This window comes from Streptomyces sp. SID12501, from assembly GCF_010550245.1.
In the GTDB taxonomy this organism is placed as follows: domain Bacteria; phylum Actinomycetota; class Actinomycetes; order Streptomycetales; family Streptomycetaceae; genus Streptomyces.
This window is the reverse complement of sequence record NZ_JAAGLU010000021.1, coordinates 118,492-130,488: the sequence shown is the minus strand read 5'-3', so window position 1 is coordinate 130,488 and position 11,997 is coordinate 118,492. Positions and strand designations below refer to the sequence as shown.

17 protein-coding genes and 1 pseudogene are annotated in these 11,997 nt (G+C 69.7%); 8 read left to right on the top strand and 10 right to left on the bottom strand.

Features of this window, described 5'->3' with window-relative positions:
* The first annotated feature begins 194 nt into the window (after positions 1–194).
* Both G3I71_RS25295 and G3I71_RS25290 read left to right on the top strand, forming a co-directional pair.
* Positions 195–1,319 carry an NADH:flavin oxidoreductase gene (locus tag G3I71_RS25295; RefSeq protein ID WP_164317552.1) on the top strand — a complete coding sequence of 375 codons (1,125 nt, stop codon included), beginning with the start codon at positions 195–197 and terminating at the stop codon, positions 1,317–1,319.
* A gap of 215 nt (positions 1,320–1,534) precedes the next feature.
* Positions 1,535–2,677, top strand: coding sequence for a winged helix DNA-binding domain-containing protein (locus tag G3I71_RS25290; RefSeq protein ID WP_164317550.1), 1,143 nt, complete (start codon positions 1,535–1,537; stop codon positions 2,675–2,677).
* Positions 2,678–2,697: 20 nt separating this feature from the next.
* Here the strand turns inward: G3I71_RS25290 and G3I71_RS25285 are convergent, their stop codons facing one another.
* The 5 genes and pseudogenes from G3I71_RS25285 to G3I71_RS25265 form a co-directional block, all read right to left on the bottom strand.
* Positions 2,698–3,384: a Uma2 family endonuclease gene (locus tag G3I71_RS25285; protein WP_239149344.1), complete on the bottom strand. Its 687-nt coding sequence runs from the start codon at positions 3,382–3,384 to the stop codon at positions 2,698–2,700.
* A 59-nt stretch (positions 3,385–3,443) separates the two neighbouring features.
* Positions 3,444–3,906, bottom strand: a pseudogene (locus G3I71_RS25280) (hypothetical protein).
* A 292-nt stretch (positions 3,907–4,198) separates the two neighbouring features.
* A complete protein-coding gene (locus G3I71_RS25275; RefSeq protein WP_164317548.1) occupies positions 4,199–4,801 on the bottom strand; it encodes a hypothetical protein in 603 nt (200 codons plus the stop codon).
* Between the two features lie 207 nt (positions 4,802–5,008).
* Complete coding sequence (locus tag G3I71_RS25270; RefSeq protein ID WP_164317546.1) at positions 5,009–5,275, bottom strand: DUF397 domain-containing protein; 267 nt, start codon at positions 5,273–5,275, stop codon at positions 5,009–5,011.
* Positions 5,256–6,098, bottom strand: coding sequence for a helix-turn-helix transcriptional regulator (locus G3I71_RS25265; protein WP_164317544.1), 843 nt, complete (start codon positions 6,096–6,098; stop codon positions 5,256–5,258). Before G3I71_RS25265 ends, G3I71_RS25270 begins: the two co-directional genes overlap by 20 nt.
* 120 nt (positions 6,099–6,218) lie before the next feature.
* On the opposite strand from G3I71_RS25265, the gene G3I71_RS25260 reads away from it, so the two are divergent.
* Together G3I71_RS25260 and G3I71_RS25255 are read left to right on the top strand one after the other, a co-directional pair.
* Positions 6,219–6,452, top strand: coding sequence for a hypothetical protein (locus tag G3I71_RS25260; RefSeq protein WP_164317542.1), 234 nt, complete (start codon positions 6,219–6,221; stop codon positions 6,450–6,452).
* Position 6,453: 1 nt separating this feature from the next.
* Complete coding sequence (locus G3I71_RS25255) at positions 6,454–6,648, top strand: hypothetical protein (protein ID WP_164317341.1); 195 nt, start codon at positions 6,454–6,456, stop codon at positions 6,646–6,648.
* A gap of 69 nt (positions 6,649–6,717) precedes the next feature.
* Here the strand turns inward: G3I71_RS25255 and G3I71_RS25250 are convergent, their stop codons facing one another.
* The gene (locus G3I71_RS25250) at positions 6,718–7,008 is read right to left on the bottom strand and encodes a DUF6355 family natural product biosynthesis protein (RefSeq protein ID WP_164317540.1); all 291 of its coding nucleotides are present in this window, start codon (positions 7,006–7,008) and stop codon (positions 6,718–6,720) included.
* 214 nt (positions 7,009–7,222) lie between these two features.
* Between G3I71_RS25250 and G3I71_RS25245 the strand changes: the two genes are divergently transcribed.
* Both G3I71_RS25245 and G3I71_RS25240 read left to right on the top strand, forming a co-directional pair.
* The gene (locus G3I71_RS25245; protein WP_203731276.1) at positions 7,223–7,441 is read left to right on the top strand and encodes a type II toxin-antitoxin system VapB family antitoxin; all 219 of its coding nucleotides are present in this window, start codon (positions 7,223–7,225) and stop codon (positions 7,439–7,441) included.
* Positions 7,432–7,851: a PIN domain nuclease gene (locus G3I71_RS25240; RefSeq protein WP_164317538.1), complete on the top strand. Its 420-nt coding sequence runs from the start codon at positions 7,432–7,434 to the stop codon at positions 7,849–7,851. Before G3I71_RS25245 ends, G3I71_RS25240 begins: the two co-directional genes overlap by 10 nt.
* A 38-nt stretch (positions 7,852–7,889) precedes the next feature.
* On the opposite strand, the gene G3I71_RS25235 is transcribed toward G3I71_RS25240, so the two are convergent.
* The 4 genes from G3I71_RS25235 to G3I71_RS25220 all read right to left on the bottom strand — a co-directional run bounded on the left by G3I71_RS25235 (position 7,890) and on the right by G3I71_RS25220 (position 11,216).
* Complete coding sequence (locus G3I71_RS25235; protein WP_164317536.1) at positions 7,890–8,480, bottom strand: hypothetical protein; 591 nt, start codon at positions 8,478–8,480, stop codon at positions 7,890–7,892.
* Between the two features lie 96 nt (positions 8,481–8,576).
* Positions 8,577–9,110, bottom strand: a complete 534-nt coding sequence (locus G3I71_RS25230; RefSeq protein ID WP_164317534.1) for a GNAT family N-acetyltransferase — start codon at positions 9,108–9,110, stop codon at positions 8,577–8,579.
* A 49-nt stretch (positions 9,111–9,159) separates the two neighbouring features.
* Positions 9,160–10,107, bottom strand: coding sequence for an N-acetylmuramic acid 6-phosphate etherase (gene murQ / locus G3I71_RS25225; RefSeq protein ID WP_164317532.1), 948 nt, complete (start codon positions 10,105–10,107; stop codon positions 9,160–9,162).
* 110 nt (positions 10,108–10,217) lie between these two features.
* Positions 10,218–11,216 (bottom strand): MurR/RpiR family transcriptional regulator, encoded by a 999-nt coding sequence (locus G3I71_RS25220; RefSeq protein WP_164317530.1) that lies wholly within the window; start codon positions 11,214–11,216, stop codon positions 10,218–10,220.
* 56 nt (positions 11,217–11,272) lie between these two features.
* On the opposite strand from G3I71_RS25220, the gene G3I71_RS25215 reads away from it, so the two are divergent.
* Together G3I71_RS25215 and G3I71_RS25210 are read left to right on the top strand one after the other, a co-directional pair.
* Positions 11,273–11,677 carry a hypothetical protein gene (locus G3I71_RS25215; RefSeq protein WP_164317528.1) on the top strand — a complete coding sequence of 135 codons (405 nt, stop codon included), beginning with the start codon at positions 11,273–11,275 and terminating at the stop codon, positions 11,675–11,677.
* The gene (locus G3I71_RS25210; RefSeq protein WP_164317526.1) at positions 11,674–11,940 is read left to right on the top strand and encodes a DUF4031 domain-containing protein; all 267 of its coding nucleotides are present in this window, start codon (positions 11,674–11,676) and stop codon (positions 11,938–11,940) included. The genes G3I71_RS25215 and G3I71_RS25210 overlap by 4 nt, the downstream gene beginning before the upstream one ends.
* The last annotated feature ends 57 nt before the right edge of the window (positions 11,941–11,997 follow it).

Genomic DNA, 11,997 nt, shown 5'->3' with positions numbered 1-11,997 from the left:
TTCTCCTTACGAGGAGGGTGCCGCCCTCGGGCGTTTGCGGGACCTCCGAGGTCGCGGCGCGCACAGTGGCGGGGATCACAGGAGGCATCCCCGGCGGGCCGGAATGGAGGACCGGAGGAACGTAGTTGATGCACATGCAAGCAATTGCACCCGCACCTCCGCTCATCTCCCGTCCCCTCCCAAGGAGCCCCCACGTGACAGCCCCCACCCAGACCTCCCGCGCGGCCCAGATCCTCTCCCGCCCCGTCACGCTGAACGGCCTGACCGTGCCGAACCGGATCGTGATGGCGCCGATGACGCGCAAGTTCTCGCCCGGTGGCGTCCCCGGCGAGAACGTTGCCTCGTACTACTCGCGCCGCGCGGGCGCCGGGGTCGGTCTGATCGTCACCGAGGGCACCTACGTCGGACACGAATCCGCCGGTGACAGCGACGGCGTCCCCCGTTTCCACGGCGAGGAGCAGCTCGCGGGCTGGGCGAAGGTCGCCGACGCCGTGCACGCGGCCGGCGGGAAGATCGTGCCCCAGCTGTGGCACATCGGCATGGTCAGGGAGGCCGGGCAGCCCCCGTTCGCCGACGCCCCGCCGGTCGGCCCGTCCGGTCTGCGGCTGGACGGCACCGCCGGTTTCGGCAAGGAGATGACGCAGGAGGACCTGGACGACGTCATCGACGCGTTCGTCGAGGCCGCGGTGGCCGCCGAGCGCATCGGCTTCGACGGAGTCGAACTGCACGGCGCCCACGGCTACCTGCTCGACCAGTTCCTGTGGGCCGGCACCAACCGCCGCACGGACGCGTACGGGGGTGACCCGGTCGCCCGTACGAAGTTCGCGGCGGAGATCGTGGCCGCCGTACGCGGGGCCGTGTCCGCGTCGTTCCCGATCCTGTTCCGGTACTCGCAGTGGAAGTCGGGCGCCTTCGACGCGCGCCTCGCCGAGACCCCCGAGGAGCTGGAGTCGGTCCTGACCCCGCTCGCGGCGGCCGGCGTCGACGCCTTCCACGCCTCCACGCGCCGTTACTGGCTCCCGGAGTTCGACGGCTCGGACCTCAACCTGGCCGGCTGGACGAAGAAGCTCACCGGCAAGCCGACGATCACCGTCGGCTCGGTCGGCCTCGACGGCGACTTCATCAACGGCTTCGCGGGCGAGGGCTCCCCGGTCAGGAGCATCGACGACCTCCTGGACCGCCTGGAGAACGAGGAGTTCGACCTCGTCGCGGTCGGCCGCGCACTGCTCCAGGACCCGGAGTGGGCGGCGAAGGTCCTGGAGGACAGGACGGGCGAGCTGAAGGCTTACGAGGCGGCGGCGCTGGGGTCGTTGAGCTAGTGGCCGGCTGAGCCGCCAGCCGCCAGCCGCCAGCCGCCAGCCGCCGGGCATCCGGTATCCGGCACCGCAGACACACGCCGAAGCCCAGGTCCGGTTTCCCCGGCCTGGGCTTCGGCGTGTGTCTGTTCCGGCCCCCGCACAACCAGGTATCGCCGGCTCCGGCGGCCGGCGCCCGTGTCTGTGTGTGGGAGGGAGGGGGCGGCATAATCCGGGGCGTGATCCTCACCGCGCGACGGCTCGCCCTGGCCACCTTGGACCGTCAGCTCCTGCTCGAACGTCAGCGCCTTGATGTGGCGGAGGCGGTCCGCCGGGTCTGCGCTCTGCAGGCGCAGACACCGGCGTCGCCGTACCTGGCGCTGTGGAACCGCTTGCGGGATTTCGAGCCCGGACAGCTCGATGCGGCGTTCGCGGACCGCCGGATCGTGAAGGCGACCCTCATGCGGATCACGCTGCACGCCGTCCACGCCGAGGACTACGCGTCCTACCACGCCGCCATGCTGAGCACGCTGCGGGCGTCGCGGCTGTACGACCGCCGCTTCACCACGACAGAGCTGACCCACGCCGACGCCGACGCGCTGCTCCCGGAGCTTGCCGGGTTCCTGGCGCGACCCCGTACGGGCGCCGAGGTGGAGGAGGAGGTCACGGGGCGGTTCGGCGAGCACGCGCACCGCGTGTGGTGGGCGCTGCGGACGTACGCGCCGATACATCATGCGCCGACCGGCGGCCCGTGGTCGTTCACGCAGCCGAACGCCTACCTCGCCTCCCGCACGGCGGTCCCCGGGTCCGCGTCGCAGGACACGGCAGCTGGGGTGCGGCGGCTGTTGCTCTCCTACCTGCGGGCGTTCGGGCCCGCGTCGGCCCAGGACTTCGCCCGTTTCACCTTGCTGGGACGCCCGGTGATCACCCAGGCGCTGCACGAGCTCGGCGACCAGGTGGTACGGGTGGCGGGTCCGGGCCGCGCCGCCCTGTTCGACCTGGCAGGGGCAACCGTGCCCGACGAGGACACCCCGGCGCCGCCGAGGCTGCTGCCGATGTGGGACAGCACGCTGCTGGCCCACGCTGTCCCCGGGCGGGTGATGCCCCAGGAGTACCGGCCGCTGGTCGTCCGGCGCAACGGCGACATGCTGCCCTGCCTGCTCGTCGACGGGCAGGTCGCCGGAGTGTGGCGCGCGGCCGACGGCGGGCTGGAACTGACCACCTTCCGCAAACTCGGCAAGGCCGAGTGGCAAGGTCTGACCGAGGAGGCGGAGAAGCTGTCCGCGCTGCTCGCCGACCGCGATCCAGCCGTCTACCGGCGCTACGGACACTGGTGGGACAAGGGATTCCCCGGCGTCGAGAGCAAGATGGTCAAGGGCTGACCGCTCCGCCCGGACGACGATCAGTCGGCATAGTTCTTGAGCTTCTCGGTGTCGAGGGTGATGCCCACGGGGTGCGGGACTGCCACGGTGGCCCCCCAGGGGTAGGACGAGGCTTGCTGGTATCGGCCGTCCTTCGGCTCGCTGAACACCGTGACGGTGTTGTTGTCACGGTCGACGAGGAGGTAGACGGGGATGTCGGCCGCCGCGTAGCCGATGGGCTTGTCGATGCGGTCACGTTGGTCGGTGTCGGTGTCGTGGTCGTGGGAGGTGATCTCCACGGCCATGAGGGCACCGTCGGGATCGGACCACTCGCGATGGCCCGTGAAGTGGTCCACGGGCGCCAGAAAGCCGTCTGTGCGGGCGCGGCCCTTGCGGTAGGCCTCGGCCTTGACGCCCCGTTCGGGTGCGAGGTCGAGGTCGGGGCGCTGCTGCATGCACTGGCGGAGCAGCCACATGTAGATCGACGTGTGGTTGCCGTCAGGCATGGCCTTGACCCTTACTTTTCCGTTGATGTACTCCAGCCGCACGGTTTCGGGAGCCACGGCGGCAAGTTCCTCGAATTCGTCCACATCGAGCGGGCCGTGGCGGATGCACAGCTTCCCGCCGAGGAACTTCAGACGGGTCCGCAGCTCTCGCGGAGCCCTGCGGGCGAGTTCCTCGAAGTCCTCGACGGACATCTGCGGGCGGTCAGCGGTGTCAGGGGTCATGGCGTTGCCTCCTTCCTCACATCGTGCCCTGGAGTGACCTTGGCGGACCGTTGGAGCCGTCATACGGGTGTCCTTTCCTGGCGCTTATGGGCCATCGCAGCGCGAATCTCTGCTGCACGGGCATGGATTGTCGGTGCGAGTGGGGGCGCATCGCGGTGAGCGGGGGCGTACTCGCCCCGGCACTCCCCGCACACGCCCTCCGCCAGCGCCTCCGCCCGCCCCGGCACTCCGCACTTCGCGCACTCCAGCATTCGCAGCGGTGCCCGTACGGCAGGCGGTTCGGGCGGGAGCTTGCTGGTCAGGCGCCTGCGGATCAGACTGGCCGGGTGGTGGACCGGCGTCGGCAGGCCGGCGGCCAGGGCATGCCGTACGGACTTCTCGTCCGCCCCGCGCTCGAACCACTCCGCGAAGGTCGATGTACGCGGCGACCGCTGCCTCACGTGGCGGAAGATGCGCGAAGTCGTGGTTCGTGCGGGGGCGTTGGTCGGGGGCCTCGCGCTTGCCGTAACCCGGATTGGCCATCGGGTGAGGCGGGGTCGCGTGCGCGGGCAGGACGGCAGCACTAAAGTTGGCTTCAGCCACGGGATCGCTCTTTTCGATCTCGGAGGTCAGGCCCCCGCAGGTGTTCCAGCACCTAGCGGGGGTTGTTCGTTATCTGGGCACGCTAGCTTCTTGTAACTCTGCGTGGCAAGTCGAACGCGTCAAGTCAACACGCGGGGAGGATGGGTGGGTTGAGACCCACCTCCTCATCCTCAGAAAGAGGGCTCGGGGCTGGCTGCTTGAGCTTCGGGGCGGCCTTTGGCCGTCGTCGGCCTCAGCCGGCGATGTCGATGTGCATGTTGAAGCGCACGCCGTTGATCTTCACCAGCAGGTTTCCCTGTAACCCGCGCGTGTCCAGCGTGGCGCCGACGTTTCCCTTGCCCAACGCGGCCTTGTCCTGCGGGGGATGACTCACGAACTCCGTGAACACACCGGCGCCGGTGATGTGCCCGGCGGCCAGTGTCCAGAGGCCGCACAGGGTGGTGTATTCGGCCGGGGGCATCTTCTTCTTGCCGCCGAGCCCCAGTCCCAGGTTGACGCGCTCGCCTCCGACGTAGGCGGTGGCGCAGAGTTTCAGGATCTTGTGGGCGAGGGTGTTGTTGAGCGCAGGGGTGGCCTCGATCGTGTCGAACAGGTCGTCGGGGTCGCCGTCGAGTGTCGCCTGGCGGTTCTCCTTCGCCTTCGATCCGGCGAGGTCGAGCATGTCCTGCTGGATCGTCCTCTTGGCCTCCTCCAGGCCGTACTGCTTGTCGCAGGCGATGCCGATGGTGGTCTGCCACTTCTCCGGGCTGATCCACTCCGGGTCGAAGCTGATGTCGGCGCAGTAGCTGGTGAGCTGGGTTTTCGCGTCGTCGGCGTTCTTGGCGATTGCGGGCACCGTGACCATCCTTCTGGCCTTGCGGCCATCTCGTCGGTTGCCGCCCAAACTCGCAGCGCGCCGACGGGCCGTCACCGGGTAGTGCATGTTCCGGTGGCATTTACGACCAAATACGCCGAAGGGGGTCAGGTTCGTAGACGCGACGGTCGTAGACGCGTCGGTCGTGACGCGTCTGCCGGCCGGTTCCGCTGGTGGTTCAGTCGTGCTTCAGCCGTGCTTGAGGTCGGCGACGAACGCCTCCCACGCCTCCGCCCGGAACGCGAGCTTCGGGCCCTGCGGGTTCTTGGAGTCGCGGACGGGGACGAGGGCGGGGTGGCCGTCGGCCACCTCCAGGCAGTCGCCGCCGCTGCCGCCGCTGTACGTCGACTTGCGCCAGCGGGCGACCTCCAGGCAGTTCCCGCCGTCGCCGCCGCTGTATGACGACTTATGCCAGGTGGCCGTGCTCAGGGCGTGCTCAAGAGTGTTCTTCTCCATGCTCGTAATCGTGCGCCACCGACTCGATCAGGGCCAGTGAATCTTGAGGCGAAAGTGCCGCCGCCTGGAGGAGGTTGAACATCAGGGTGTGTCGGGTGACCGTGGCCGGGTCGTCCTGCAGTTTCCCCATGTCGGGCGCCTCGACGAAGGAGAGCGGCGGAGCGTCCTCGAACTCCATGAGCTTCAGGGAGCCGTGCATCGACGCATGTGCCCCGGCGCCGAACGGCAGCACCTGCACGATGATCCGGTGCTGTCGGACAAGTGCTGCCACGTGCCGCAACGCCTCCGCCATCACTGCCGGACCGCCGACCACTCTCCGGAGCACTGCCTCGTCCAGAACCGACCACAACAACGGCGTTGTTGGGTTGTCGAGTAGTCGGGCACGGTCGAGGCGGTTGATCACGTCCTCATCGATCTCGGCGTTCGGGGCCAGCGGCTTGTAGGCACGAAAGACCGCCTCCGCGTATGCCTTGGTCTGCAACAGCCCCGGAATCAGTAGCTGGGCGTACTCCCTGATGGCCGTAGCCACCGCTTCCGCCTCCGCCGCCTCCGCGAAGTGGTCCGGGTACTTCGACTTGGCCAGGGCGGCGCAGTTGCGCTCGAAGAAGTCCTTCGTGCCCAGGATCTGGTCTATCTGCACGGCGTACTCGTGCATCATCCGCCGCGTACCGGCTTCCATCTGCCCGATGAACGAACCACTGACGAAGAGCGGTCGGCCCAGTTCGTCCTGGCTCAGGCCCGCCGCCTCGCGGGCGTGGCGCAGTTCGGCGCCGAGGAAGGCCCGGGGTGAGGAGGAGGGGTCGAGGTCCTTCGAACCAGCCATGGCGGCAACTCCCTGTCCGACACATGAGTTTGTTGGGATGTCGTCTCTGGCCAGGTTAGACACCTGACCGCCACGCTGTGTGGAGAAAGCGAACACTCAGAGTGGAGGGGAACGGGTGCGATGGAGCTGATGTCGGACGGGCGGCTGCTGACGACCGAGGAGATCGTGGCGCGGTTGCGGGCTGCGCTGAAGGGGGTTGGGGTGGCCCTGCCGTCGTTGGGCGTCGACCCCGTTGGCGCTGCGAGTGGGGAGCCGTTCGCGCTGGTCGTCCTCGGGCGCTGCAACGTCCGTACGGCGACGCGGCTGGCCGCCGTGCTGGAGGGCCTGGCCGCCGGTGGCGACGAGGGTGCGTGAGGTGACGTACGCCCTCGATGTGCGCGACGGGCGGATCGGCGAGGTCATGGGGCGTGAGGGTGGATACGTGCAGCTGCGGCCCGTGGGCGGCGGGTGCGAGTGGGACTGTCCGCCGGAGGCGCTGGGCGAGGCGGCGCCGGGGGACGTGCTGCGGGCGCGCGTACGGCGGGTCAACCTGGAGGGGCGGCTGCCTTGAGGCGGGCGGGTGATCCGGCCCGGATGGGGTCGGGCCGGATCAGGTGTGCTGAGGTCGGAGCAGATCAGGTCAGCAGAGGCGGCCGGTGTAGAAGGCGCCGTCGATCTTGCCGCTGCTGCCGAGCCAGGTCTCGCCGGGGCCCACACACCTCTCGTAGTTCGGGCCCCACACCTCGACCTCGATGATGATGCGCGAGCCGTCGCTCGTGCAGTGGTTGTAGAACGCGTCGCTGCCTGTCTCGTAGAACCCGCAGGGGTTCGCGGCGGCGGTGGCCGCCGGAGTGGCGACGGCGAGCACCAGGGCGCTGGTCAGGGGACCGACGACGGCGAGGGCGGTGGTCAGGAAACGGCGGACGTTCAAGGAAACTCTCCCGGCGAAGTACTGATGCGGACACCGGCAGCATTGATGATCACCGGCCGTCGGTCCGGCCGCTTTGCATCGGACGAGGGAACTGGTTCACCCGGTCGTGTGGATCAAGGTTTGCGGTCTCGCCGGTCGGGTGGGGGGCCGCGTGAGTGGTTCAGGCACCATTTTCAAGGAGATCAATGCATACTAGGAAGAGGAAAATGTGTGTATGGAGGAAGCTATGTCGCGTACCATGATCGACCTCGATGATGCACTCATTGCCGAGGCCGCGGAAATACTGGGCACCACGACCAAACGAGCCACGGTGAACGGCGCTCTGGCGGAGTTCGTGGCGGCGGCGAAGCGGCAGCGGTTCATGGACATGCTGGAAGACGGGGTTTTCAGTGACCTCGGCGACCCGGAAGTGATGGCGAAAGCGTGGCGGTAGAGCGGTATCTCGTCGACAAGAGTGTGTGGGCGCGGACCGGAAACCCGTCGGTCAGGGCTGTGTTGATGCCGCTTATGCAGCGAGGGCTCCTGGCGACGTGCGCTGTGATCGACCTTGAGATTCTGTTCAGTGCTCGTAACGGGGAAGAGCATGCGGCGGGACGGTCGGTCCGCAAAGGGTTCGAGTGGCTTCCTCTCACCGATGAGATCGGCGCCCGGGCCATCGAGGTCCAGGGGCTTCTGGCGGATAAGGGCATGCACCGCGAGGCATCCATCCCGGACCTGCTGATCGCTGCCACGGCTGAGCGGCACGGTGTGACGGTGCTGCACTATGACGGCGACTTCGACCACATCGCCGAGATCACCGGGCAGTCCGTGGAGTGGGTGGTGGAGCGCGGATCCGTGCCGTGAGCGAGGGCTCCTCCGGCTGGTGAGGCTGTCGGGGAGGACTACAGGTTCCCCATCGGCTCGATGTCCACCTTCATCGGTGTGCCCCAGATGCGCAGGACCTCGTAGTCGGTGAACTCGTGGATCAGGCGGTAGGCGATGCCGGGGCGGGGGGCGCGGCGCTCGGCGGAGAGGTAGCGCTCGGCCTCCTGGCGGTCGCGGCGCGGGGTGCCGCAGAGCTGCCAGTTCTGGCCGGTCCAGACCTCGGGGAGCCAGCGCTGCTGGGACTCGGGGCGGTCGGCCCGTACGCCGTAGCGGGACATCGTGCGCTCGGGGGGCGCCGTGTCCGGGTCGGTGTGGCGGGCCTGCGGGTAGGTGCCGTTCTGCTGGGAGCGGCGGGCGCTGCGGCGGCGCGTCTCGCAGAGCAGGCAGAGGTCACCCGCGCTTTCGTCCACCGGGCCGTTGGGGTGCTCGGCGCAGCGGGTCGTGGGCGCCGCCCCGGCCACCGTGTCGTCCAGGATCGCCAGGGCCCGCTTCAGGTCGGCCTTGATCTCGTGCAGCTTCGTGTCGGCGGTGTCACCGGTGAGCGCGTCCCCGTGCTCACCGAGGACGCGCAGGGCTCGCCCGAGGGCGGTCAGCTGGGCGTGGTTCACGGTGGTCGTCCCTTCGGCGTACGTGCGTGCGTTGCGCTGAGCGCTCAGCGGTCTCAACCGTCGCACACGCCACTGACAACGCGGGCGCGAGTGCGCCTATGCCTCGAACTCCGTCAGGTCGATCGCGTGTACGAGCAGCTGGTGGCCGTACACAGGGTGGGTGGTGTCCCGCTCCTCCGTCAGGCCCAGCTTGCGGATGATGTTCTCGGAGGCGTCGTCGCCCCCTCGGCTGATGCTGATCACGCGGTCGAGGCCCCGGTCCTGGAGGGCGAACTCCAGGGTGGCGTGGGCGGCCTCGGAGGCGTATCCCTGGCCCCAGAACTGGGAGCCGAGCAGCCAGCTGATCGCGACGTCGTGCGCGACCTCCGGCAGGAACTCGGGCACGGACAGGCCGACAGCGCCGATCACTTCACCCGAGGCGAGCAGTTCGACGGCGAAGAGGCCGAAGCCCTCCTCGTCCCACTCCTCCTCCCACCGCTCGATGGCCTCCGCCGCGTACTCCAGGTCGCGCACCGAGCCGTCGTCGATCCAGCGCATGACCTGGGAGTCCGCGAGGATCTCCGACAGGGGCACGAGGTCGTCGTCGGTCCAGCGGCGGAGGAGGAGGCGAGGGGTGTGGATCTCGGTCATGGCGCCCATCCTGCCCGACCCGCGAACGGGTGAGTGAATCAGTGGCCCGTCATCGAAGGGCCGCCGCCAGCGCCGCCCGCAGGTGGCCGTCGTTCTCCGCGAGGAGGCGGGCGGCCGTCGGGCCGTCGACCGAGCCGAGGACGACGAGGATCGCGTCCTTCGTCTCCCCGTCCGTCGCCGCGAGTGCCGCCTCGATCTCCTCGTCGCCCGCGCCGGTCGCCAGGGCGACGATCCGGCGGGAGCGGGCCCGGAGCTTCTCGTTCGACGCCCGTACGTCGACCATCAGGTTCCCGTACGTCTTGCCGAGCCGGATCATCGTGATCGTCGACAGCATGTTGAGGACCAGCTTCTGGGCCGTGCCCGCCTTCAGACGCGTCGAGCCGGTCAGCAGCTCCGGTCCGACGACGACCTCGATGCCGTGCTCGGCCGCCGACGCGAGCGCGCTGCGCGCGTTGCAGGACAGGCCGATCGTCAACGCGCCCAGCGCGCGGGCGTGTTCGACGGCGCCGACCGCGTACGGCGTACGGCCGGACGCCGAGACGCCGACCACCGTGTCCAGGGCGGTGATGCGGAGGGCGTCGAGGTCGTCGGCCGCCAGCTCCCTGGAGTCCTCGGCGCCCTCCACGGAGGTGACCATGGCCTCGGGGCCGCCCGCGATCACGCCCGTGACCTGCGCGGGGTCGGTGTTGAAGGTGGGCGGGCACTCGGAGGCGTCCAGTACGCCGAGCCGGCCCGGCGTACCGGCGCCCGCGTAGACCAGCCGGCCCCCGCGTGCCATCCGGGCGGCCAGGGCGTCGATCGCGGCGGCGATCTCCGGGAGCCGTGCGGCGACGGCGGCCGGGACGGTCGTGTCCTCGGAGTTCATCAGCCTGGCGATGTCGAGGGTGGGAAGCTGGTCGATGTCGGCCAGCTCCGGGCGGAACGCCTCCGTCGTCAGCGACTCCAACTCCTCTTTCAGGGCGCGGTGGTTGGAGGAGGCGTCAGCGGTTGAGGTCATGGCGTGCGGCTCTCTCGGATCTTCCGGTACGACGCTGTGACGGTGCGGCTACCGGTGTTACGGCTGTCGGTGTGCGGCCCGGACGGGGAAGCGCCCGGGCGCGGGCGGGCCTAGCGGCGTGAGGTCGTGCCGCTGCTGCGCGGGGTGTGGCGGTGCGCGAGGGCTTCGTAGGAGGCGGAGAGCGCGGGGGCCGCCGTCTCGTACGTTCGCTGTGCCACGCCTATGAACAGACAGTCCACGACGAGGAGTTGACTGGTGCGCGACGACATCGCCGCCGGGCGCAGCTCGCTCTCGCGAGCCGTGGAGGTGGTGAGGATGTGGTCGGCGTACTGGGTGACGGGTCCGTCGGGGCGTCCGGTGATCGCGACGGTCGTGGCTCCGCGCTCGAACGCGACGCGCAGCGGCTCGATGACGTCCCCGGTCGACCCGGAGTGCGTGATCGCGACGGCGACGTCCTTCGCGCGCAGCTGCACCGCGTTGGTCACGGCGAGGTGCGGGTCGCTGTGGGCGTGCGCTATCAGCCCTATGCGTAGCAGCTTCTGGGTGAGGTCCTGGGCGACCAGACCGGAGGCGCCGACGCCGTAGATGTCGATGCGACGGGCGGCGGCCAGCGCGCCGACGGCGGCGGACAGCTGCGCCATGTCCAGCCCGGCGGCCGTGTCGGCGAGGGTCTGCTGCTCGTCGTACGCCAGTTTCGCCACGACGTCCGCGATCGGGTCGTCGACCGCGATGTCGGCGGTCACGGCCGGGGAGCGTCCCGACTGCTGCTGGGCGGCCAGGCCCGCGAGGGCGAGACGCAGGTCGCGGTAGCCGGGGTAGCCGAGCAGCCGGGACGTACGGACGACCGTCGCCTCGCTGGTGCCGGTGAGTTCGGCGAGGCCGGTGACCGTCAGGGCCGCGCAGCCGGCCGGGTCGGCGGCGACCGCCTCGGCGACGCGCTGCATGGAGCGGGTCATCGTGGGCGCCAGTGTCCGCACCTTGGCGGCGAGGGCGGCGGGCGCGGGCGGGGTGACACCCGGTCCACCAGCTCCCCTGGCTCCTCCAGCTCCACCAGGCCCACCGGCTGTGCCCGCCGCTGCTCCGAAAATTTCCTTCACGTCTCGGCTCACAGGATGAAAGATATTTTCCGTTCGGACGTACGGTCAAGAGTGCGCACAATGGGTGCATGACCACCACCGGCGACTCCGACGCCCCCATCACCCGCCTGGAGCAGGCGTTGCACGCGGCACGCGCCCTCGTCCTCGCCGACCTGGCCGCGCGCGAGGTCGCCGAGGCGGATGTCGTCTCGATGGTCGAGGAGTCGGTCGTACAGCGCCGCTGGTGGGTCGAACAGTGGCCGGACGGCGCTGGGTACGTGGCCGGGCTGGTCGCCCAGGACGTCCAGGACGCGCTGCTGGGGACGTACGGCCGCTGGCCGCTCTGCCCCGTCTGCGGCGGCGGCGATCCCCACGCCCTTGAGGTGGAACCGGAGTTGGGCCCCGATCCGCAGTGGGTGTGCCACAAGGCGGGGGTGCGGGTCGCGGCGATCGGCGGGCTGGCGACGGCCTCGGGTGGGACGGCGTCGTCGTGACGATCTACATCGACCCGCCGGTCTGGCCCGGGCACGGCCGACTGTGGTCACACCTCGTGAGCGATGTCTCGTACGAGGAACTGCACACGTTCGCCGGTGAGTTGGGCGTACCCCAGCGGGCCTTCGAGCGCGACCACTACGACATTCCGTCGCATCGGTACGGGGATGTGGTGGCCGCCGGGGCGGTGGAGGTCAGCAGCCGCGAGGTGGTGCGGCTGCTGCACGGGGCGGGACTGCGCAGGCGGAAGGTAGCGGAACGGTAGGACGGGTGGGAACGGCTGTGTCGGGCCGGTCTGCCTGGTCTGCTTGGCAGGCTTCGT